This is a genomic window from Ligilactobacillus sp. LYQ139, assembly GCF_045033025.1.
Lineage (GTDB): Bacteria > Bacillota > Bacilli > Lactobacillales > Lactobacillaceae > Ligilactobacillus.
This window is the reverse complement of the sequence record NZ_JBJFZW010000004.1, coordinates 118,071-140,263: the sequence shown is the minus strand read 5'-3', so window position 1 is coordinate 140,263 and position 22,193 is coordinate 118,071. Positions and strand designations below refer to the sequence as shown.

The following is a 22,193-nucleotide window of genomic DNA, read 5'->3' as shown; positions in this document are numbered from 1 at the left end:
TCCTAATTAACATCAATCGGTGGTAGATTTACTGTCTGTTATTTCCGGGGAAATATCCTTAGTTGGCATTACCGTTCCCGCACTAACCGTAAAAATTCGGGGAGCGTTTATTAATTGGCGGGCAACATCACTTAACGCCGGAGATGTTAAAAATGTTTGCACCCGATTCTGGATTGCCCGAAGAAGGTGCGTCTGCCGCATTCCGTCCAACTCAGACAAGACATCGTCAAGTAAAAGAATCGGCGCTTCTCCCGTTGCCCCCTGCATCAAGCCAATCTCGGCCAGTTTAACCGCTAACGCTGTGGTCCGCTGCTGTCCTTGCGAGCCATACGACTGAACATTCTTCCCGTTAAGGTAGAAGTAAACATCGTCCCGGTGCGGTCCCGCTAACGTCGTTCCTTTTTCTACCTCGGTTACCCGAATTTCCTGATACTTTGCAGTTAACTGCTCCCCAACTTCTTCAGCGGTTGCCCCAATCTCCTTCAAAAGGCGAGCGTGGTAACGAATTGTTAGCCTTTCATCTCCCTGAGTAATCCCACGTTGAAACTCCTGGGCGTACTCTTCTAACTGTGCAAGGTACCCAACCCGCTTGGCAATAATCGTTCCACCTAATTCAGCTAACTGAGCAGATAACACATCAAGATACACCTCATCATGCGTTTGGTTAAGTTGGAGCTGCTTAAGATATTGGTTCCGCTGGCGAAGAACTGTCCGGTACTGACTAAGAGCGGCCAGATACCGCGCATCAATCTGACCAAACTCCATGTCAATAAACCGCCGGCGAATAGCTGGAGCTCCCTTTACTAAAGCAAGATCCTCAGGCGCAAATAAAATGACGTTCATCTGCCCAATATATTGAGACAACTTAGCCTGTTCTAACTGATTAACCCGAACTCGTTTTCCGTTCACACCAAGGGAAACACTCAACCGTAATGGTCCCAGTTCCCGGATTACCACTCCGTCAACGTGAGCGGTTTTCTGACCAAACCGGATAAGTTGCCGGTCATTCGCCGTTCGATGACTTCGCGTCATTGCTAAGAGGTAAATTGCCTCTAATAGGTTTGTTTTCCCCTGTGCATTCTGCCCGAGTAACACGTTCGTCTGGGGTGAAAACTCAACTGTGAGGTCCGCATAATTCCGAAAATTCTTGAGGTGTAAACTATCGAGGTGCACGGGGACCCATCGCTTTCAGTGTAACTACCTGCTTGTCGGGAAACGTTACCGTATCACCAGCGCGGAGCTTCTTTCCCCGCCGCTTTTCGGGCTCACCGTTAACCAAGATTTCGTTGGTTGCTAGGTACCACTTAGCCTGTCCCCCCGAAGAAATCAAATCTATACTCTTAAGTAACTGCCCCAAGGTAATTACCGGTTTTCGCAGCTGAAATTCATTTCTCACACAGCATCCCTCACTTTCGTGTCCGTTTCTAATTATAGCTTTTTTGCCCCCTAAAAACAATCAGAAGCGCATAACAGCCGGTTTCAGCTCATTTATAATGATTGAATGGTTTTCTACGTACCCCGAGCGTAATCCCTGTAAACGTCCTTAAAATCGCTTATAGCCCCTAAGCTAAATTTAAATAAAAAAAGAAGGCATGTTTTTAACAACGCCTTCTTCTTTTACTCTTTTCGTTTTTACTATACCGGTTTAAACCGTCCGGACCGGGGTAATCAACTGGATAAAATCACCCTGATCATCACTTGGAACAAGTGTAAACGGCCGGAGTGGCTGGGTAAAGGTCAGCTTAATGGTCGCTTGTCCGAATGACCGCAAAGCATCCTTCATGTAATCCGGATTAAACGAAATCGCAATTCCTTCGCCGGAAAGGGAATTAAACTGCAGTTCTTCTTCGACGTTTCCGACCTCTGGCGAATTTCCAGAGAGGGTTGCCCGCTGAGCATTAGTATCAAGCTCCAGCTTAACAACGTTATTTTGGCCAGCATGCGACAGTAATGACGCCCGTTCAATTGCTTGGAATAAAACACCCGCATTAAATTCCACTTGGGTGCTTGAATCTTGGGGAATTAACCGGGATGTTTCCGGGTACATTCCATCAAGCAACCGAGAATAAAATGCCGTTGTCCCCCACGTAAACAAAATTTGATTTTCAGCAACTCGGAGATGGAGCTGTGCATCATCATCACTAAGCATCCGGGATAGTTCCCGCAGCGCATCTCCAGGAACAATGATGTCATAATCGACTTTAGGGGCGGTTGCTAACGTAATTTTTCGTTGGCTTAGCCGGTGAGAATCCGTTGCAACTGCTAGCAATTCACCGTTATGAATTGTTACGTGAATACCGGTTAACATTGGCCGGCTTTCTTGCTTGGATACGGCAATAACGGTCTGACTAATAATTTGCTTTAAAACGTCACCCGCAATTGTTAGTTGCTCCGCCGTATCAATTTCCGGTAAATGAGGATAATTAACAGCATCTAACCCATTAATTGTAAAGGAAGCTGAACCTGACGTAATGGTCGCTTGGTAATGATCATTAACCGTTACCTTCATTGTTTTTTCAGGAAGTTTTTTAACGATTTCACTGAAAAATCGAGCAGGAAGTACAATGGAGCCCGTTGAATCAATGATTAAATCAGCGTTTGGTGCGGTTACTGGAAGTTGCGTTTGAATGGTGATATCAGCGTTACTTCCTGTTAACGTTAATCCTTCATCAGTTAAATCTAATTTTAATCCCGTTAAAATCTCAATTGCGGTTTTAGTTGAAATAGCTCGTTGAACTGCATTGAGTTCTGTTAAAAAAGCATTTCGGTTTACAGAGAATTCCATGGATGTCCCTCCTGGTTATTAATAATTAATTATAAAGAATAACAGTAATAGTATTAGGGGCTGTTTATTTTGTGGATAACCCCGAAAATAGAGAAAAAGCACGAAACTAGCTTGTTAACAACTTGTGGATAACCACTGGGGATTACCCCGTTATTATGCACAGGTTATTTCTGTAAAGCAGCTTTAATATCGGCAACTGCTTGCCGTAAAGTTGCGTCCTCTTTAAGGGCAGCATCAATTTTGTCGTAGGCGTGAATCACCGTTGTGTGGTCCTTTCCACCGAACTCATTTCCAATCCGGGGAAGGGAGGCATCCGTCATTGTCCGTGAAAGATACATTGCAATTTGACGGGGAACAACGATTGTTTTAACCCGCTTTCGGCCCTTCAAATCGGCAACGGTCACGTGAAAATGGGCAGCAACCTTTTCTTGAATAAGAGCAATTGACAGTTCCGGCCTGATTACTTGTGTGTTGTAGTTTTGGAGCGCTTGGGCGGCTAGATCTGTTGTAATTGGTTTGTTGTTTAGCCGAGAATAGGCAATTACCCGGTTGAGCGCTCCCTGAAGGTCACGCACACTTTTATCTGCCTGGTTATTAGCGATGTATTTAAGGGCATCATCGGTTGCACTTACGTGGTTATCGTCAGCCTTATTCCGGAGGATTGCAATCCGGGTTTCAAGATCAGGAGGAGTGATGTCAACGGAAAGTCCCATTTTAAAGCGGGAAACGAGGCGGTCTTCCAGGTTAGGAATTTGTTCCGGCTGGCGATCAGAGGTAAAGACAATTTGCTTATTCTTTTCAAATAAATCCTCAAATGTATGGAAGAATTCTTCCTTGGTAGAATCCTTATCCGCAAAAAATTGAATATCGTCAATTAAAAGGAGATCAACGTTCCGGTATGCATCACGGAACTCAGATTGGCGATTATTCCGGATTGAATCAATAAAGTCATTCGTGAATGTTTCGCTGGAAACAAACCGGATGGTGTAATTGGGGTTAATTTCAAGCATACGGTGCCCAATGGCCTGCATCAAGTGGGTTTTTCCCAAACCAACGCCACCATAAATTAATAGTGGATTATACATTGACCCCGGTTGTTCGGCGACTGATAGGGCTGCTGCTTGGGCCATCCGGTTACCTTCACCCACAACGAAGTTTTCAAAGGTGTAGTGATCGTTGAGGGATGAGGGTTTCATGTATGCTGGAACCTGATCGAAGTCGTTGTTAATCCCATTTTGAGCTGCAGATTTTGGGGATTGACCGGTATCGTGAGTCACCGTTTGGGATAACGGGTTTGCGTCTTCTGGCACCTGCGCCAGGATTGTAATGGTGTCCTTTGTTGATTTTTTTAATAGGGCACTTACCTTTTCTGCAAGCGTATCACGCCAAAAGTCGGCGTGAAACTGGGTTGGAACGGTAATTGTTAACACGTTATCCGTAAATGATTCAGGAGTTGCCGTTTCGACCCAGGTTGCAAATGAAGTTGGAGAAAGATCCTGACGGAGGGTGTCGCTAATGAATTGCCAGATGGTCGCTAAACTTGGTTGACTTTGATTCGCCACGACAAATTCCTCCTTACTTAACTTAGAATTACGCACCTAGTCTACCATAATGGTTTCCTTTTTTTCCACAACTGTTTTGTTTTTATGGGATTAATTCACAGATTGCGAGTAAAAATATCCCCTAAACACACAAAGAAGGAATAATTTGTCCACAGGAAATGTGAATTGTGGGGATATTTCAAAAAAGTTACGAACAAATCACAGAAGTTTTACACCATGTAAACCCCTAAAAAATAAAGCACATTAAAGCTTATCCACAAAATCCACAAAGCTGTGCACACCCTTATCCAAGGGGCGTGAATTTGCGTATAATTTTGCAAAATGTGGGGATTAAGTGCGAATAATGTTTGATTTTATCCACACTATCCACAACAATGTCCACTGTTTTTGTGGATATTCATAAAGGAGTGCTCGGATTTTCCGGGAAAAACTTCTTTTCATTTATGAGGCGGTATGGTAGGCTTATAGGGTAAGTCTTAGCCTAGCAGTTGATTCGGGAAGCCGGTCAATCTTGTTAGGAAATTGAATAGGAGGTGCAGCAGCATGAAGCGAACATACCAACCAAAGAAGCGGCACCGGCAACGGGTTCATGGTTTCCGGAAGCGGATGAGCACGAGCAATGGCCGGAAGGTGCTTGCACGGCGTCGTCGGAAGGGCAGAAAAGTATTGTCTGCATAGGCCACTGGACCGTCAGTGGTCTTTTTCTTTTACGGTTATAAGGAAAAAAGCCACGGATTTTTGGAGATGGATTATGAGAAAATCATATCGCGTCAAAAAAGAAGCGGAGTTTCAGCGGGTCTTCACGACCGGTAAATCGTATGCTAACCGCCAGTTTGTTGTGTACGTTTTAGAAAAGCCAAATCAGCCTCATTTTCGGGTAGGGATCTCAGTGGGGAAAAAGATTGGTAATTCTGTGGCGCGGAACTGGGTTAAGCGGCGGATTCGGCAGAGCCTAACGGAACTTAAGCCCCAATTAAAGCAGGATTGCGATTTTTTGGTAATTGCGCGGCCGACCGTTTCTGGAATGGCAATGAGGGACGTTAAGCGTCACCTAGTGCACGTTCTGCGACTCGCGAAGATTTTACCAGCTGAATAAGAGGAATTACGCATGAAGAAAAAACACAGGCGCGGACTTGTTATTCTAAGTGTGATGGTGCTGCCGTTACTATTAGCGGGGTGCGGAACGAGTAACGTTACTGCTCATAGTACAGGGATTTGGGACCATTACGTAATTTGGAACTTTATCCGGGCAATTGAATGGCTTAGTCACTTATTTGGTAACAATTACGGGTGGGGAATTATTGTTTTCACCGTAATTGTGCGGATTATTATTCTCCCGCTGATGTTCTATCAAAATAAGTCAATGCGGAAGACAACCGAACTACAGCCGCAATTTAAGGCGTTGCAGGCGAAGTACCCTGATGCCCGGACTGACCCGGACCAGGCGCGGGCAATGCAAGAAGAGCAGCAAAAGTTATATGCGGATGCCGGAATTTCGCCGGTTGCCGGGTGTTTGCCGATGTTGGTTCAGATGCCCGTGTTGATTGCCCTGTATCAGGCAATTTTTCGGTCACCAGTTCTTAAATCTGGCCACTTTTTCTGGATGGAATTGGGGGACAAAGATCCGTACTACATCATGCCAATTTTGGCGGCGTTGTTTACGTTCTTAACGTCATATCTAAGTATGATGTCCCAGCCAGAACAAAATGGAATGACGAAGGTCATGACGTATGGAATGTCAATTATGACACTTATCATGGCTATTAATTTCCCGGCCGCATTGTCGCTGTACTGGATGATTACCAATGCCTTTTCTGTTGGACAAATCTTGTTAATTTCAAATCCGTTTAAGATTCGACGTGAACGGGAGGAACAGGAACGGCAAGCGAAAGAAGCGCAGCGAAGGAAACAAAAGGCGCGGCAAAAGGCGCTGAAAAACCGAAAAAAGGGTTAGCATTGTGATTAAGGCTTTAGCATGGTGTCATCATTGTAGTGAGGTGGATACACCATGTTTTTTATGGTAACGAAACAAGGAGGCTGTACTTTACGTCACAGCCTCCTTGTTTTGTCATAATCTAATATTATAAAACAAACGAGTGGAGTGCGAATCAACCGCGGAATTCATCCTCCGTACTTTGTTCCCAACGCCACCCGTCTTTTAACTTTTTTACGTGTTTAGCTAATCGGCAGCGATTGGTTCGCGGATTAGCTTCATACTTACATGATCCGTAATGCGCAGCCACTTCGTTTCGTTTGTAGTGGTTGGATCGGCATTTTCCGTTAGCTCACGGTTAACAACCATGGTGTCTAACGTGTGTAACCAATTAGCAATTTTTTGGTAGTTTGCCAAAATAGCTTCCCGAACATCCCGGTCATCATTGAACTGGAAATAAACCCCCGTGTACCATGTTTGGCCGTTAAGAATCTGCTTAGCAAGATTTTTAAGAAAAACGCGTTTATGATCAACAGCACTAAAATCTAGCATGATATTGTCAACCGTAATTACTCCGGTTGAGAGGTTTTTGCGTATAAATGCAGTGATGTTTCGTACTTGTTCCATTTTGTCCCCCGTAATAGTATGCTAGTTACTTATCTGTGTTTGACCACTTGTTGTAGTCGTCATCGTTCATGGCCTCAACCTGACCAAGACGATAGCCATTACCGACCTGCGAGAAGAAATCGTGGTTTGACGTAGTGGTCGAGATTCCGTTAATAACAATCGGTTCAACGTCGTCAGCGGTGTCCGGGAAAATTGGATCCATTCCAAGGTTCATCAGTGCCTTATTGGCATTATACCGAACGAATGTGAGAACTTTATCTGTCCACCCAACTTCATCATAAAGAAGCTTCGTGTATTTTTCTTCGTTGTCATAGAGCTGGTATAAGAAGTCATATAGCCAGTCCTTCACGGCATCTTGTTCGTTTTGGCTCCGTTCCTTTAGACCAAGTTGGAATTTGTATCCGATATACGTACCGTGAACCGATTCATCCCGTAAAATTAGCTTGATAATTTCAGCCGTATTAGCAAGCTGATTATGGCCAAGATAGTACAGTGGGGTGTAAAACCCGGAGTAAAAGAGGCATGTTTCAAGGAAAACATTGGCGACCTTTTGTTTGAGCGGGTCAGCGGACGTGTCTTTGTAAATGTCGGCAATCCAGTTTGCCTTATTTTGGAGGTATTCTTCCGAATCACTCCACTCAAAGATTTCATTGATTTCTTCTGGTGTATTTAATGTTGAGAAGATCGTGGAGTAACTTTTAGCGTGGACGGATTCCATGAACTGAATGTTGTTAAGGACTGCCGTTTCATGCTGTGTCCGGACGTGTCGTCTGAGGGAGGCCATTCCGTCTTGGGATTGAACAGTATCTAATAAGGTTAATCCGCCAAAGACGTGGCCGACTAGGTACTTGTGCTTATCATCGAGCTTCCGCCAATCAGGAAGGTCGTTAGAAACCGGAACCCGAGTATCAAGCCAGAATTGTTCGGTAAGTTTTTCCCAGGTTGCCTTGTCAATTTCATCGTTGATCTGGTTCCAGTTAATTGATTTGTAACTTTTATCTACCATAGTGAATAACCCCTCCGCTTTAATTAATTGTTTTCAACAAGTGTGGTGTAAATGCGAGCAACGTCACTGGTTGTTCCCCGCAGTTCGTAATCGTCAAGGAACGGAGCGTTGAACTGCTCCGCATATCGCCGCGCAGTTAAGCAATACTGTTGATTAAAGTTCCGGTTCCCTGAACCAATAACACCGCGACAATGAGCACTGTTATCATTATACTCAATGTATTCGCCGAGGGAATTAGTCATTAACTCCTTGACCCCATTATCAATGCCATTCCCTCCGTCCAGATACGTCGGGACGAAAACAAAGAAATCAGCGGTTTCATCTGTAAATGGCGTTACGTCGCTGATCTCCTTAGCGTTGATTAGCGGTGCCTGGTCATCCTTGGCGTGCTGTTGTTCAGCGTAGTCCGTTAATTTTTGAATAAACGTGCGCGTGTTCCCTTCAATGGAAATAAACAAAATATTAATCATCCTCACAGCCTCCCCGGTAATTTGATGTTCACGGTGCACTATTCCACATCAAACCACAATATATTGTGGTTAACGCTTGTTAGCTTACAAGATATTCCGTTCACTTGCAAGGGGTGATTTCCTAACTAGGGAACTTTTATATAATTATTTCGCCATAGTTTGTTAATTTTTATGCATATTATTATTACGTTCGTTTAATTTATGCAGTGGGTCCGGTAATAATAGGGGCCGGGCTAATTATTTATGAATACGATAGTAGACTTAGGTGGTGGTGAAATAACATGTAGAAACAACAAAAATTGGGATCTAGGAATTGTTCTTATGTTAGTAGTAATTTATGGGTTAAGAATGCAATTATTTTTACAGGGGAGTAGTTCGGCTTCTCTTTGGCCCCGCCGGAAAGACGTTTTTAGGACGCGATTGAGCCGGGGGCATTTACTGCGGTTGCAATTATCACGTATCGCTACGCAAATGTGCATCTTAACGCGGAGTTGCGGATGCAAGAAGAGGATGATGACTAAACTAAACGCGCCGCCTATGGGTAATTCAGGAGACGATGGGTGAGCACCACGTGAACGGGAGGATCGTTGTTGGGACTTCAAGAAGGCTAACGGTAGCGTACATTCCGTGAGCGACATTAGCAAGGATGGGTGGAAGTGTTAGTGTGAACGTATGTTTGTAAAAATGAATTGAAGACGCGGCATAAAGCGTCACAATTATTCCCTAAAATAAAACCATAACCTCTTATAACAAGCTGCTAATTTAAATACTTCTCAGGTTAGTGGCGCCCGAAAACAAAGTTCTCCTGGCCGTTAGCCGTGGTTAGCGGTCCTCCTTTTTCATGATATATCCATTTTCGGGTTGAGAAAATTTAGGTGATTTATTAAATTTTTCTCCATCAACTGGGAAGCCGAGACGTGTTTTTCTATCCCATTAACGGCTCAAATGAGCTAAGTTGCACGTTTCAAACGGGACGTTTTCATTACGAAAGCGGCCCGTTTTTTGCGTCGGATCCAGTAAAAAACATAAAAGTGTAATAAAAGAACAGGGAAGATGCGCTAAAATATAAAATGGAGGGGAGGCTAAAAGCAGGAATAAAGCCTCTTGGGTGAACTTATTTAGTAATTGTTTTTTAAGGATGGATTTAAACAGAATGAAACGAATTTTTACACGGGAGTTTTGGAAATTGCCTGACTTTTGGCATAACCGGCGGTTAAGGTTAATTGCGGTTCTTTTGACATTAATCGTGGTTTTGTGTGCCGGAATGGCCTGCTGGGCAAACTGGATCGTGGGTATAATTGTGCTTATTTTAGGGAGCGGAATGCTCGGGATGGTGTATGGCGTTTTGCGGCAGATTACCCACGATACTAATAACTACATTGCGAACCTATCACACCGGATTGATCAAGGGGAGCAAGAAGCGCTGATTAGGATGCCAATCGGGGTACTGTTTTATAACGGTGATAATGTCGTTGAATGGCTGAACCCGTACATGCAACAGTACTTTGGCAAGGAAGATGTTCTTGGTAAGTCATTGGGTGAAAGTGCCCCACAATTAATGCAATTGATTACGAAACATCAGGATGCCAAGAAGCCGGTGGAGGTGACCTGGCAGGGGAACACTTTCCGGATGATGATTCAGCGGGAAATTAATGCGGTTTACCTGATGGATATTACGCACTATGCCGAGATTCAGCAGGAATATGACGATTCGCGGGTTGTTATTGGACAAATCTTTCTGGATAACTACGATGAAGTGACGGAATCGATGTCGGATAAGCGGGTCTCAAATCTAAGTAACTTTATCACCAATGAATTATCAGACTGGGCGCGCCAGTTTGGCCTGTTTTTAAAGCGGATTGATGAGGATCACTTTTTCTTAGTGGGGTATACCAAGATGTTGGCGGCACTGGAAAAGGATAAATTTCAAATTCTTGATCTAATTCGCGAGCGGACGGCCAAGACAAACTTCCCGGTAACCCTTAGTATGGGAATTGCGTTCGGAAGTGCGGACCTTGCTTCCTTATCCGGTCAGGCGCAACGGAATCTTGATCTTGCTCTTGGTCGGGGCGGCGATCAGGTGGTTGTTCGGGGCGAAACCGGTGATGCCCGGTTCTATGGGGGAAAGACGAATCCGATGGAGAAGCGAACCCGGGTGCGGGCGCGGATGATTTCTCAAGCACTCCAAGAATTAATTTCTCAGGCGAGTCAGGTACTTGTCATGGGGCACCAACAACCGGATATGGATGCACTAGGAGCAAGCCTTGGGATTCGGCGAATTGCTGCGATGAACGGGAAGGAGTGTCAGGTGGTTGTAAACCCCGAAAAGGTGCACACGGATGTTGAGCGCCTTTTAGCTGAAACGGCGAAGTATCCTGAATTAGATCAGGTAATTGTTACCCCCAAAGAAGCGCTGGCAATGGCAACGGACGATACGTTGCTAATCATGGTAGATCATTCCCGGCCGTCAATTACCATTAGTCCGGAATTGTATGAGCGATTAAAGGGTCGGGTAGTAGTAATTGATCATCATCGGCGAAGCGAAGAGTTCCCTGAAAACCCACAGTTGGTTTATATTGAACCGTATGCTAGTTCTACGTGTGAACTGGTGACGGAAATGTTTGAGTACCAGTCCCGGGATAGTGAGCCAATTAATCGTTTGGAAGCAACGGCAATGTTAGCCGGAATCGTGGTGGATACCCAGTCATTTGCCAACCACACCGGAACGCGAACGTTTGATGCGGCTAGTTTCCTACGATCAGCAGGGGCGGATGCCCAAATGGTACGACACTTTATGCGGGAAAGCATGCATAACTTTATGCAGCGGAACCACCTAATTGACCGGGCTGAATTTATTGATGATAATGTAATTGTGATGGGTGAAGAAGACTGCCAGTATGACCCGGTAACCGCCGCACAGGCAGCGGATGCATTACTTGATGTAAGTGGCGTTGAAGCCTCATTTGTGATCACCCGGCGGGATAAGGAAACCGTGGGAATTTCAGCTCGGAGTATTGGGAAGACAAACGTCCAGTTGATAATGGAAAAATTTGGCGGCGGCGGGCACCTAACTAATGCTGCTGCGCAGCTAACGGACGTGACGGTTGCTGATACTAAGCAACGATTATTGGAAATTTTGAATGGCACTGCTGGTGAGGAACCGGCAGAAGAGATTGACCAGCCAAATGATGATTAGGAGTGATAAGAATGAAGGTTATTTTTACCCAGGATGTCCGTGGTAAGGGAAGCCGTGGTGAAGTTAAGGAAGTTCCCGATGGCTATGCTAACTTTCTAATCAAGAATAGTAAGGCGAAACTAGCAAGTGCGCAGGCAATGAGCCAACTTCGCGGGCAGCAACGAGCAGAGGCCAAAAAGGAAGCGGCTGCACTAGCGGAAGCGAAGGAGTTGAAAGCGAAGCTCGAGTCCGGGGACTACGTTGTTGAAATGCGGGCTAAGGCGGGAACGGATGGACGCCTTTTCGGGTCGATTACGACGAAGCAAATTGCCCAGGAATTAACGAAGCAATACGGGCTCCACGTCGATAAGCGTAAGATGAAGTTGACTGCGCCAATCCGGTCGATGGGTTATGTGAACGTCCCGGCGAAATTGCACAACGATGTTACGGCGACGATTCGCGTGCATATTGCAGAGAAATAGAAGGGGCACAAAAATGGAAAAAACGAGCGTGGTGGAAATAATCCCTGAACGGAGCGTGCCAAATTGGAAAGGGCGTGTTTTTCCGCTTAGCTCGTTTGTTTTATATAAGAGAGGCTGATAACCTCTTTATCAATTAGCTAACGGGGAATTAACCAATGGATAATAGTGAGATTTTAGGAAACGTCCCACCCCAGGACTTAGAAGCAGAGCAAGCGGTTTTGGGGTCGGTATTAATTAGTGGGGTTGCAGGCGATACGTTGGCGGCGGCTCATGAATTCGTCGAGCCAGACGACTTTTATCACAAGGCAAACCAGTTGATTTTCAAGGCAATGCTGACGGTAGATGATAACGGTGACGAAATTGATATGGTCACCTTACAGGCGGAACTAAGCGGAAATAATGAATTGGACGATATTGGCGGCCTTGATTACCTGGCCGAATTGGTTGATGCCAGTCCATCAGCCGCTAATGTGGCGTACTATGCGCAATTGGTACGAAATAGCGCAATCCGGCGGCGGTTAATTACCGTGGCAAACGGAATGATTGCGGATGCCCAGCGAAATGATGATGTTACGGGGCTTTTAGATAACGCCGAGCAAGCCATCATGAACGTTGCGGATGAACGTTCCGGCGAGGGCTTCCGCCGGGTGCGGGATGTTATTGCCGCTGAGTTAGATCATATTAGTGAATTAGCGGACAATAATGAAGAGATTACTGGGTTGCCGACCGGATACCGGGAGTTTGATCTTAAAACATCGGGGTTACAGCCGGATAACCTGATTATTTTAGCTGCCCGGCCAGCCGTAGGGAAAACGGCGTTAGCTCTTAATATTGCGCAGAATGTCGCCGTTAGTGATCAAAGCAAAACGGTAGCGATTTTTTCCTTGGAAATGAGTGCAGAATCATTGGTTAGCCGGATGTTGTGTGCTGAGGGAACGATTAAGGCGGATAATCTTCGGAGTGGTAATCTGTCTGCCGATGAATGGGAAAGCTTAATGATGGCGGCAAGTGCCTTAAGTGGGGCGTCGATTTACATTGACGACACACCGGGAATCAAAATGAGTGAAATCAGAGCAAAGGCCCGCCGGCTTGCTAAGGAGCAGAACGGGTTAGATCTGATTGTTGTTGATTACCTCCAGCTGATTGAAGGCTCGACCAAGGAAAGCCGGCAGCAGGAAGTATCGGAGATTTCCCGACAACTTAAAAAGCTTGCTAAAGAGCTAAATGTTCCAATTATCGCCCTGTCCCAGTTATCCCGGGGGGTTGAGCAACGGCAGGATAAACGGCCAGTGTTGTCTGATATTCGGGAATCTGGGTCAATTGAACAGGATGCTGATATTGTTACTTTTTTATACCGGGAGGATTACTATGACCGGGATAATGGTAATGATGAGGAGGACCAGCAAGAGCAAGCAAACGACTCCAACGATTCAGATGCCGGTGATGTGGAATTAATCATTGAAAAAAACCGGGCGGGATCCCGGGGAACGGTGCACCTAATGTTCATGAAGGCGTACAACAAATTTGCTAACCTTGCATATCAAGATGAACCGTAGATTTTATCTTGTTTTTTGGTAAAAATACCGGTAAAATGCAACTATTAATTAATTTATGATAAGGGATGATGTCATGGGATTTGAAATTAAGAATGAAACCAAGCAATACGTGGTTGAACTACATGCCCACCGACATCAGGTGCTTCTTCGGAAAAATGATCGGGATAACAATCGTTAACAAGGAGAAGTGACCATTAATGAAAAAACAGAATAATAGTAAGCAGCAGAGCGAACGGCTTGGTGTAATTGGGTTAAGTGCCATTGTTTTGAGCGCGATGCTTGGGGGGGGGATTTTTGATTTACCCAAAAACATGGCAGTGTGTGCTGGCCCGCTCGGAACCATTTTGGCGTGGGGCATTGCCGGGATTGGAATGTGGTTTGTAACGGCAATGTTCCTTAAGTTGGCGGAGCTAAAACCTAATCTTACAACTGGGTTGTATAAATACGGCGAAGCTGGTTTCGGGAAATTTGCTGGCTTCTTTGTATCGTGGGGCTACTGGGTATGCGAAAGTTTCTCCAACGTTGCTTATGCCATTTTATTAATGAGTACGCTTAACTATTTCTTTCCGGGGGACTTTACAGGAGGAAATAATTGGGCGGCAGTTATTGGCGGCAGTATTGTTCTTTGGGGAATGTCGTTAATTATCTTATTCGGTGTTCGCCAGGCAAGCTGGGTGAACCTGGTAGGAACGATTGTCCGGTTGGCAGCAGTTGCTATTTTCATTATTGCGGTTGCAGCGCAGTTTCGCTGGATTCGGTTTAGCGCTAACTTTACGGCAACACGGTCATTTACCGCGGCCATGCCCGCAATGGGGCACCTAGGGAAACAAGTAGTTCTTGCCCTTCCGGCAACGTTATGGGCGTTTGGCGGAATCGAGGGCGCTGTTGTGTTATCGGACCGGGCGAAATCTCAGCAAGCTGTTCGCCAGGCAACGGCTATCGGTTTCTTCGGGTGCTTAGCGCTTTATATGCTGGTATCCTTATTACCAATGGGAATGAAACCGTATGGCATAATCGCTAAGTTAGGGTCACCGTCAACGGCTGGTCTTTTAACAATGGCACTGCATAGTCCGGCTGGCCGGGTAATTATGGCTGGTGGTTTGCTGGTGTCCGTCTTTTCATGCTGGTTGACGTGGACAATGATGCTGATGGAAATGCCGTATGCTGCTGCTAAGGATGGAGCCTTTCCACTCATTTTTGCCCGGGAAAGTAAGAACCACGTTCCAGTAATTTCGCTTTTCGCGGCAACGTTTTTAATGCAGGTAGTCTTATTAGTAGCCCATTTTGCTAATAATGCGTTTCAGTTGGCGTACACCGTCGTGGCAACAATGACGGTTCCGCCGTATATGATTAGTGCCCTTTATCTGGTAAAACTGGCGTTTCGGGCAGATAATTACCCGGGAAATAAGGGACGAATCAGTGCCTTAATTACCGGAATTTTAGCAGTGATTTATACCGTGATGATGGGGTTAGTATCTGGTGTTAAGTATGTAATGATTGCCTTTGTTGTGTACGCACTGGGGATTCCATTATTCATCAAGGCCCGGCACGAACAATCTCCTGGTGAGCCTGTTTTTACCCGCGGGGAGCGTTGGTTTGTTGTAGCGATTATTATTATTGCTGTGGGGGCTATCCTAGTGTATTACTGTTAAGAGCGAGAGTAAGTAGTGAGAATATGATGAAATAATGTTCCTCCAAGTCTTAGCTAAAGAGTGCTGCGGCTTGGGGGATTGTTGTGTTGATGGAGGAGGGGACGCTTAAGGAAGCGTTATTTACATAATGGGATGAATTTTCTTTTTTAAATTGTGAAAAACGATACTTATTTTGGCAAAAAGTAACAATTTGTGAAAAAATATGTTATATTGTGCTTGTGCTATTGTTGATAAAAACCTTCAGGGGGAGTGATACTTATGGGACTTGAGAAAGTCAAATATAAAGGATTTATTTTTCCGATTGTGATTGGATTAATTATCTGGTTTACGGCACCGGTGCGGCCAGCGGGTGTTTCGGTCGTTGCCTGGCACATGCTGGCATTATTTATTGCTACGATTGTAGGCTGTATCACCCAGCCGATTTCAATTGCTGGGGTTACCTTGATTGGATTTACGCTGATGATTTTCACTGGCCTTGTTCCAATGAAGCCAGCCCTGGCAGCCTTCAGTAACTCAGCGGCATGGCTAATTGCTATGGCCTTCCTGATTTCTCGGGGATTCATTAAGACCGGGCTTGGCCGTCGAATTGCCTTAAACTTCATTAAGTGGTTTGGAAAACGGTCATTGGGTTTAGGATATGCCGTTGCTGGGGTTGACCTGGTAACATCGGTTGCAACGCCAAGTAATACGGCTCGGGCTGGGGGTATCGTGTACCCAATCGTTGCTTCTTTGGCGGATACGTTTGATTCCCAGCCGGATAATGGGGCGTCAGCACGGAAGATCGGGTCATACCTGGTATTTACGGAATTCCACATTAACTTGATTACGAGTGCGATGTTTATGACGGCGATGGCACCAAACCTGGTTGTTGTGGCTCTTGCTAAGCAGCTTGGGGTACACATTACGTGGTTTGGCTGGTTTGTCGCCGGTGCTTTGCCGGGGGTTCTTTGTTTGTTACTGGTACCATTCTTGATTTATAAAATTTTCCCGCCGAAGGTTAAGGAAACGCCAAACGCAAAGGAATGGGCGCAGGATAAGTTGGCTGAAATGGGGCCGATGAAGATGTCCGAAAAAATTATGGGAATCGTCTTCATTTTAACGTTGGTTCTTTGGATGATTTCGAGTTTTATCGGGGTTGAAGCCTATGCCGTTGGGTTCTTAGCCATTGTTTTACTACTCGTTACGGGTGTTTTGAGCGTAAAGGATTTATTAAACGAAACTGGTGCTTGGAATGTTTTGATCTGGCTGTCAATCCTGGTCTTCATGGCAGCGCAGTTGACCAAAATGGGCTTTATTCCGTGGATGGTTAAGGCCTTTGGTGGCATGCTACACGGAATCAATTGGATTGTCGTGCTGGTAGCCTTAATGCTTTTCTACTTCTACAGTCACTATCTGTTTGCAAGTGCTACCGCCCATTCTACGGCGATGTACGGGGCTCTTTTGGGGGTAGCTTTGGCAGCTCACGTGCCAACAATGTTAGCTGCAATGATGCTGGCTTTTGTTACGGCGCTGATGGGCTCCACTACGCACTACGCAAATGGTCCGGCTTCTATCTTGGCAACGTCAGGGTACGTTAAGCAGTCAACGTGGTGGAAGTTAAACGTTGTGATGGGAATTGTTTACCTGCTAGTTTTCGGATTGGTTGGTCCGCTGTGGATGAAACTAATTGGAATGTGGTAGTTGTCATTTGAATAGCGTAAAAACTAAGGGGTTGGGACAGTTGTCCTAACCCCTTAGTTTTTAATGGATGATGCTTGCCTGTGTAAGATAATCTATCATATAATCTGATGGTAGTTAATTACTATAAGCATTAATTTAGTGAGGTAACCAATGAATTCTTCAGGAAAAAATGTTGTAAAGGGAATCTTTTTGGCCGCCCTTGCGTCCGCAATGTGGGGGATTTCAGGAACGGTTCTTCAGTTAATTTCGCATAATTTAAAGGTTCCAGAGGCTTGGCTTCTGTCAGCCCGGACGCTTAGTTCAGGGGTGCTTCTCCTAGTAATTAGCGCGTTAATTTATCGGCGTAAAATTTTTGATGTTTTCCGGTCATGGCGATCAGTGATGTGGTTGGTAGCATACGCCGCCCTTGGATTAATGGCTAACCTGTATACATTTTATTTGGCAATTCAGACGGGGAATTCACCAGCTGCTACAATTTTACAATACCTTGCGCCCCTCTTTATTGTTATTGGCGGCCTTTTCATTGGAAACCGGCCGTTAAAGACGGATATAATTGCGTTTATCCTTGCTCTTATTGGGGTAGTCCTTGCGCTTACGAAGGGGAACCTTGGGCAACTTTCCATTTCGGTGACGTCCCTGCTGTGGGGACTTGGTTCGGGATTAACGGCGGCGTTTTATGTGGCCCTTCCCCGGCCGTTGGTTAAGGACGGGAACCCACCAATTGTAATTCTTGGATGGGGGACAATGATTGCAGGAATCCTCTTTAACTTGTACCATCCATTTTGGGTTCAAGTGCCGCATCTCAGTTTAGCAGTAATCGGCTCGGTTGCCACAACGGTGATTGCGGGAACAATTTTGCCGTTCAGTTTGTTATTGTATGCGACAAAGTTTGCTAGTTCCGATGTTATTAGTATTATGGACGCCGTACAACCAACCGTGACGTCAATTTTGTGCTTCTTGTTTTTAGGAGTAAAGTTGAGTTTGATTGAAGTTAGTGGAATGGTGCTTGTTGTGATTGGAATTTACGTATTACAGCACGGTCGGCGGCAGTACGAGGAGAAGCAGATACAACAGGATGCGTTTGATGATTAACTGTGAGGTACGAAAGCCGATAAGGACCCGGAGCGCAAGGCGAAACCTCGCGAAGAGCGAATGAGAGCTTGTTTTAGGGAGAATATTGCCTAATAATCATGTGACAGAAGTATTTATAGTTTTAGGAATGTGGAGGCTGTGACGAAAGTTACAACCTCCTTGTTGTTTACGCATAATCCGCGATTAAAACAAACGGGTCGAATGGAATTATTTTCTAAACTTATATTTTGTGATTTATACGGCTTTAGTTTTCTGCGCTCATTTCCTTTGTTTTAATGTGCTCGCTTTTTTACGAAATAGAATCGTTTTTTCAAAATGAAAAAGAACAACCAAAAATTTGCAATTTGTCAAGTAAGCGTTACAATGATGACGAAGGAGGGGTTGGAATGGATTTGCGAACGATGAATATTCATCGACAGCGCGATTTTAAACGCTGGCAGCAGTTTCTTGAAGCAAACGGAATCCACGTTTTTAATGAACGGGAGGTGCGGCCGGTTGAGCAAACCTTTGGGTGGTTTGATGGTGATCAGTTGGTTGCAACGGGTTCCGTTGCGGGAAACGTCCTCAAATACATTGCGATTGCTTCGGACTATCAAGAAAACGGAGCAACCTTCAATATGGTGGTTAGTCAGCTTGTGTCCGCGGCAGCTCAGCAAGGGCAGTTCCACCTAATGGTGTTTACTAAGCCGCAGTACGTAAAGAGTTTTCAGTATGTTGGGTTTACGCTCCTAGCGCAAACGGAAATGGGTGCCGTTCTTGAAACCGGAATGCCAACGATTTCAACGTACTTAAAGGGGCTTCCTCGGGTAAAGAATCAACAGGATAAGCGGGTAGCCGGAATTGTAATGAACGCGAACCCGTTTACCAGGGGGCACCGGTTTTTAGTCGAGCAGGCAAGTCGTGAAAATGATGTGGTGTATGTTTTTGTAGTGAGCCAAGATGCATCGTTATTTACAACTGCAGAGCGGACAAAGTTAGTTCAGGCTGGGACGGCTGATTTAAAAAACGTTTTAGTTGTTCCGGGAAGGGAATACATGGTAAGCGGGGCAACGTTCCCGGCATACTTCCTAAAAGATGACCAAAACGTTGGGCGTTACCAGGCGGCACTTGATGCAACGTTGTTTAAGAAGCAGGTTGCACCGGCGTTGAACATTACAGCCCGTTACCTTGGAAGTGAGCCGTACTCGAAAACAACGGAGGTTTACAACGAAGAGTTGCACCGAATCCTTCCGCCAGAAATTACGGTGCGGATTATTAACCGGACGGCAATTGTGGATGGGACGATTGTAACGGCGACAAAGGTACGCGCCGCGCTGGCTGCAGATGATGCGGAGCAGGTTGCTCGGCTGGTTCCTTCAACTACGATGGCATACGTGAAAGAAAATTGGGACGAATTGCGTCAGCGGGCGCAGGAAAGGATGAGGCAGAATGGAGATTAAGCAGACTGCAATGGCGGGGACGCTTGAATCCTCGGATATTCAAATTACGATCAGTGCCGCTCCAGAATTAACGATTGATCTTGATTCATCAGTCGCTGATTTATACGGTGAACAAATCGAAAAGGTGATTAAGGAAACGCTAGCAGCGTACGGAATTGAAGGAGCCCACGTTAAGGCTGTTGATAAAGGTGCGCTGGATTGTGTAATCAAGGCGCGGACAATGGCTGCAGCACAGCGGGCCCTTGGAACAAGTGCAACGCCAGACTGGGAGGTGCTCTAATAATGGAAGAACGATTACGGCGGACGATGATGTTTGTCCCGGGAAATAACGCCGGGATGGTTCGGGATGCTGGAATTTACGGTGCAGATTCAATTATGTTTGACCTGGAAGATTCAGTATCCTTGGCAGAAAAGGATGCAGCCCGGATCTTAGTGTATGAAGCATTGAAAACCCAGGACTATGGTGATGCTGAGCTGGTCGTGCGGGTAAACGGGATCGACACGGAGTTCTTTAAGGCGGACGTTTATGCCATGGTTAAGGCGGGGGTCGACGTTATCCGGTTGCCAAAGGTTGAGTCCGGAAAAATGATGATCGACCTTGTTGCAACGGTTGAGGAAGCTGAGAAACACTTTGGGCGAAAGGTTGGTTCAACGAAGGTAATGGCTGCGATTGAAAGTGCCCGGGGCGTGATGAAGGCCTTTGAGATTGCTGAAAGTACCGACCGGATGATGGGAATGGCCCTTTCAGCTGAAGACTACACAACAGATATGAAGACGCACCGGTACCCGGATGGAGCAGAACTTGAATTTGCACGGAACATGATTATCCACGCTGCCCGGGCTGCTGGAATTGCAGCGTTTGACACCGTCTTTACTAATATGAATGATATTGCTGGGTTTAAGCGGGAGACGGAACATATCCATGAACTTGGATTTGACGGCAAATCCCTGATTAATCCACGGCAAATTGATATGGTCAATAAGGTTTACGAACCAACCCGTGCGGAAGTTGAAGACGCACTTGACGTTGAGGCGGCCATTAAAGAAGCGCATGCTAAGGGATCTGGGGTTATTTCCATGAACGGTCAAATGGTTGACCGCCCAGTTGTTCTTCGGGCGCAACGGGTATTACGGTTAGCACGGGCGTCACACTTACTTAACGAGGAGGGCGAGTACATTGAAGAATAGTCTTAACCGGGAATTATCAGCCGAACTGTTAAAGGAAAAGGACTACCAGCCATTCGAAAACGCGACGATTGGTAACCCTGAAATCCAGCGAACCGCACCAACCGTGCGTGTTTCAACCGGGGACGGAAAGCTGGTTGATTCCATTGCAGATGTGGTGAAGAAGACCCTGAAAGATGGAATGACAATTTCGTTCCACCATCATTTGCGGGAAGGAGATTTCATCTTTAACCAGGTAATGGATGAAATCATTAAGCAGGGCTTCAAGGACTTAACGTTGGCTCCGTCGTCGCTGACAAACGTGATGAATGATAAGGTGATTGAAGCGATTAAGGCGGGAGTTATTACTAATATTACTAGCTCTGGAATGCGGGGAAGTCTAGGAGAAGCAGTGTCCCATGGGTTATTGCAGAACCCCGTTATTTTCCGGTCTCACGGTGGCCGGGCTCGGGCCATTGAAAATGGTGATATCAAGATTGATGTGGCCTTTTTAGGGGTGCCAAATGCTGACCGGGTCGGAAATGCCAACGGGATGGAAGGTGATGCTGTCTTCGGTTCCCTTGGGTACGCCTTAATGGATGCAAATTATGCCGATAAGGTTGTTTTGTTGACGGATAACATCGTTGATTATCCGAATACACCTGCTTCAATTAAGCAAACGCAGGTTGACTACGTGGTTAAGGTTGATCAGGTGGGGGATCCTGACCGGATTGGAACCGGGGCAACACGGTTTACGAAGAATCCGAAGGACCTGAAGATCGCTAAGATGGTTAACGATGTAATTACCCATTCACCATACTTCAAACAGGGCTTCTCATTCCAGACGGGTTCTGGTGGGGCTGCGTTGGCCGTTGCCCGGTACTTGCGGGAATCAATGATTGATAAGAACATTACCGCTTCGTTTGCTTTAGGCGGGATCACGACCCCAATTGTTAAGTTGCTCGAAGAAGGTTTAGTTAACCGGGTAATGGACGTGCAGGATTTTGATAAGGGTGCGGCTGATTCAATGAAGAATAACCGGAACCAGCAGGAAATTGATGCTTCATGGTACGCTGATCCGGACAACAAGGGAGCCATGGTTGATCAGCTTGATGTCTGCATTTTATCCGCCCTTGAAATTGACACGGACTTTAACGTTAACGTAATGACGGGATCAAACGGGGTTATCCGGGGAGCCGTCGGGGGTCACCAGGATGCCGCAACGGCAAAGATGACAATTATTTCTGCCCCATTAACCCGGGGCCGGATTGCCACGGTTGTTCCGCACGTTGGAACGGTAGTTACACCGGGAGAATCCATTGATGTGTTGGTTACGGAAGTCGGAATTGCCGTTAACCCACGGCGGCAGGACCTTTTGGCAGCCTTTAAGCAGGTTCCAGGGCTTCCGTTAATGACAATTGAAGAGTTACAACAGAAGGCAGAGCAAATTGTTGGTAAGCCGAAGCCGCTTGAATACACTGACCGGGTTGTCGCTTTGATGGAATACCGGGACGGATCGATTATTGACGAAATTCATGAAATTAAGTAGGTAAAGCTTTGGTGAAATAAC

Annotated in this window: 20 protein-coding genes; 13 read left to right on the top strand and 7 right to left on the bottom strand. The window is 45.8% G+C overall.

The window, feature by feature from the left end; genetic code table 11:
• Positions 1-12: 12 nt before the first annotated feature.
• From recF to dnaA, 4 genes are all read right to left on the bottom strand, one after another.
• A complete protein-coding gene (gene recF, locus ACI3E1_RS05085) occupies positions 13-1,173 on the bottom strand; it encodes a DNA replication/repair protein RecF (protein WP_405024574.1) in 1,161 nt (386 codons plus the stop codon).
• A complete protein-coding gene (gene yaaA, locus ACI3E1_RS05080; protein ID WP_405024573.1) occupies positions 1,160-1,396 on the bottom strand; it encodes a S4 domain-containing protein YaaA in 237 nt (78 codons plus the stop codon). Before yaaA ends, recF begins: the two co-directional genes overlap by 14 nt.
• Positions 1,397-1,645: 249 nt before the next feature.
• A complete protein-coding gene (gene dnaN / locus ACI3E1_RS05075) occupies positions 1,646-2,785 on the bottom strand; it encodes a DNA polymerase III subunit beta (protein ID WP_405024572.1) in 1,140 nt (379 codons plus the stop codon).
• A 164-nt stretch (positions 2,786-2,949) separates the two neighbouring features.
• The gene (gene dnaA, locus ACI3E1_RS05070; RefSeq protein ID WP_405024571.1) at positions 2,950-4,347 is read right to left on the bottom strand and encodes a chromosomal replication initiator protein DnaA; all 1,398 of its coding nucleotides are present in this window, start codon (positions 4,345-4,347) and stop codon (positions 2,950-2,952) included.
• Positions 4,348-4,890: 543 nt separating this feature from the next.
• Between dnaA and rpmH the strand changes: the two genes are divergently transcribed.
• The 3 genes from rpmH (at position 4,891) to ACI3E1_RS05055 (ending at position 6,301) form a co-directional block, all read left to right on the top strand.
• Complete coding sequence (rpmH, locus tag ACI3E1_RS05065) at positions 4,891-5,025, top strand: 50S ribosomal protein L34 (RefSeq protein WP_010581276.1); 135 nt, start codon at positions 4,891-4,893, stop codon at positions 5,023-5,025.
• Between the two features lie 73 nt (positions 5,026-5,098).
• On the top strand, positions 5,099-5,443 hold the full coding sequence (rnpA, locus tag ACI3E1_RS05060; RefSeq protein ID WP_405024570.1) for a ribonuclease P protein component: 345 nt from the start codon (positions 5,099-5,101) through the stop codon (positions 5,441-5,443).
• A gap of 12 nt (positions 5,444-5,455) precedes the next feature.
• Entirely contained in the window at positions 5,456-6,301 is an 846-nt protein-coding gene (locus ACI3E1_RS05055; RefSeq protein ID WP_405024569.1) for a membrane protein insertase YidC, read from the top strand.
• A gap of 225 nt (positions 6,302-6,526) precedes the next feature.
• Here ACI3E1_RS05055 and ACI3E1_RS05050 read toward each other — a convergent pair whose 3' ends face one another.
• From ACI3E1_RS05050 to nrdI, 3 genes are read right to left on the bottom strand one after another with little or no spacing between them, the layout of a single operon-like run.
• Positions 6,527-6,907, bottom strand: a complete 381-nt coding sequence (locus ACI3E1_RS05050; protein ID WP_405024568.1) for a hypothetical protein — start codon at positions 6,905-6,907, stop codon at positions 6,527-6,529.
• Positions 6,908-6,932: 25 nt separating this feature from the next.
• Positions 6,933-7,913 carry a class 1b ribonucleoside-diphosphate reductase subunit beta gene (nrdF, locus tag ACI3E1_RS05045; RefSeq protein ID WP_405024567.1) on the bottom strand — a complete coding sequence of 327 codons (981 nt, stop codon included), beginning with the start codon at positions 7,911-7,913 and terminating at the stop codon, positions 6,933-6,935.
• 23 nt (positions 7,914-7,936) lie between these two features.
• Positions 7,937-8,389 carry a class Ib ribonucleoside-diphosphate reductase assembly flavoprotein NrdI gene (gene nrdI / locus ACI3E1_RS05040; protein WP_405024566.1) on the bottom strand — a complete coding sequence of 151 codons (453 nt, stop codon included), beginning with the start codon at positions 8,387-8,389 and terminating at the stop codon, positions 7,937-7,939.
• A gap of 1,147 nt (positions 8,390-9,536) precedes the next feature.
• Here nrdI and ACI3E1_RS05035 point away from each other — a divergent pair.
• From ACI3E1_RS05035 to citF, 10 genes are all read left to right on the top strand, one after another.
• Positions 9,537-11,579, top strand: a complete 2,043-nt coding sequence (locus tag ACI3E1_RS05035; protein ID WP_405024565.1) for a DHH family phosphoesterase — start codon at positions 9,537-9,539, stop codon at positions 11,577-11,579.
• Positions 11,580-11,590: 11 nt separating this feature from the next.
• Positions 11,591-12,040: a 50S ribosomal protein L9 gene (rplI, locus tag ACI3E1_RS05030; RefSeq protein ID WP_405024564.1), complete on the top strand. Its 450-nt coding sequence runs from the start codon at positions 11,591-11,593 to the stop codon at positions 12,038-12,040.
• 155 nt (positions 12,041-12,195) lie between these two features.
• The gene (gene dnaB, locus ACI3E1_RS05025) at positions 12,196-13,596 is read left to right on the top strand and encodes a replicative DNA helicase (protein ID WP_405024563.1); all 1,401 of its coding nucleotides are present in this window, start codon (positions 12,196-12,198) and stop codon (positions 13,594-13,596) included.
• A 197-nt stretch (positions 13,597-13,793) separates the two neighbouring features.
• Entirely contained in the window at positions 13,794-15,248 is a 1,455-nt protein-coding gene (locus ACI3E1_RS05020) for an amino acid permease (RefSeq protein WP_405024562.1), read from the top strand.
• A 258-nt stretch (positions 15,249-15,506) separates the two neighbouring features.
• Positions 15,507-16,928, top strand: a complete 1,422-nt coding sequence (locus ACI3E1_RS05015; RefSeq protein ID WP_405024561.1) for a DASS family sodium-coupled anion symporter — start codon at positions 15,507-15,509, stop codon at positions 16,926-16,928.
• Between the two features lie 150 nt (positions 16,929-17,078).
• Positions 17,079-18,020, top strand: a complete 942-nt coding sequence (locus ACI3E1_RS05010; protein WP_405024560.1) for a DMT family transporter — start codon at positions 17,079-17,081, stop codon at positions 18,018-18,020.
• Between the two features lie 386 nt (positions 18,021-18,406).
• Positions 18,407-19,459: a [citrate (pro-3S)-lyase] ligase gene (gene citC / locus ACI3E1_RS05005; RefSeq protein ID WP_405024559.1), complete on the top strand. Its 1,053-nt coding sequence runs from the start codon at positions 18,407-18,409 to the stop codon at positions 19,457-19,459.
• Positions 19,449-19,739 (top strand): citrate lyase acyl carrier protein, encoded by a 291-nt coding sequence (citD, locus tag ACI3E1_RS05000; protein WP_405024558.1) that lies wholly within the window; start codon positions 19,449-19,451, stop codon positions 19,737-19,739. The genes citC and citD overlap by 11 nt, the downstream gene beginning before the upstream one ends.
• Positions 19,740-19,741: 2 nt before the next feature.
• Positions 19,742-20,647: a citrate (pro-3S)-lyase subunit beta gene (gene citE / locus ACI3E1_RS04995; protein WP_405024557.1), complete on the top strand. Its 906-nt coding sequence runs from the start codon at positions 19,742-19,744 to the stop codon at positions 20,645-20,647.
• Entirely contained in the window at positions 20,637-22,172 is a 1,536-nt protein-coding gene (gene citF / locus ACI3E1_RS04990; protein WP_405024556.1) for a citrate lyase subunit alpha, read from the top strand. Before citE ends, citF begins: the two co-directional genes overlap by 11 nt.
• Positions 22,173-22,193 lie beyond the last annotated feature (21 nt).

What these genes read in the sequence shown, in the direction of transcription:
- ACI3E1_RS05020 (WP_405024562.1), top strand. Translation starts at nt 13,794, where the DNA reads ATGAAAAAACAGAATAATAGTAAGCAGCAGAGCGAACGGCTTGGTGTA.
- dnaN (WP_405024572.1), bottom strand. Translation starts at nt 2,785, where the DNA reads ATGGAATTCTCTGTAAACCGAAATGCTTTTTTAACAGAACTCAATGCA.
- rplI (WP_405024564.1), top strand. Translation starts at nt 11,591, where the DNA reads ATGAAGGTTATTTTTACCCAGGATGTCCGTGGTAAGGGAAGCCGTGGT.
- nrdF (WP_405024567.1), bottom strand. Translation starts at nt 7,913, where the DNA reads ATGGTAGATAAAAGTTACAAATCAATTAACTGGAACCAGATCAACGAT.
- ACI3E1_RS05055 (WP_405024569.1), top strand. Translation starts at nt 5,456, where the DNA reads ATGAAGAAAAAACACAGGCGCGGACTTGTTATTCTAAGTGTGATGGTG.
- ACI3E1_RS05015 (WP_405024561.1), top strand. Translation starts at nt 15,507, where the DNA reads ATGGGACTTGAGAAAGTCAAATATAAAGGATTTATTTTTCCGATTGTG.
- citD (WP_405024558.1), top strand. Translation starts at nt 19,449, where the DNA reads ATGGAGATTAAGCAGACTGCAATGGCGGGGACGCTTGAATCCTCGGAT.
- ACI3E1_RS05010 (WP_405024560.1), top strand. Translation starts at nt 17,079, where the DNA reads ATGAATTCTTCAGGAAAAAATGTTGTAAAGGGAATCTTTTTGGCCGCC.
- rnpA (WP_405024570.1), top strand. Translation starts at nt 5,099, where the DNA reads ATGAGAAAATCATATCGCGTCAAAAAAGAAGCGGAGTTTCAGCGGGTC.
- rpmH (WP_010581276.1), top strand. Translation starts at nt 4,891, where the DNA reads ATGAAGCGAACATACCAACCAAAGAAGCGGCACCGGCAACGGGTTCAT.
- citC (WP_405024559.1), top strand. Translation starts at nt 18,407, where the DNA reads ATGGATTTGCGAACGATGAATATTCATCGACAGCGCGATTTTAAACGC.
- ACI3E1_RS05050 (WP_405024568.1), bottom strand. Translation starts at nt 6,907, where the DNA reads ATGGAACAAGTACGAAACATCACTGCATTTATACGCAAAAACCTCTCA.
- citE (WP_405024557.1), top strand. Translation starts at nt 19,742, where the DNA reads ATGGAAGAACGATTACGGCGGACGATGATGTTTGTCCCGGGAAATAAC.
- ACI3E1_RS05035 (WP_405024565.1), top strand. Translation starts at nt 9,537, where the DNA reads ATGAAACGAATTTTTACACGGGAGTTTTGGAAATTGCCTGACTTTTGG.
- dnaB (WP_405024563.1), top strand. Translation starts at nt 12,196, where the DNA reads ATGGATAATAGTGAGATTTTAGGAAACGTCCCACCCCAGGACTTAGAA.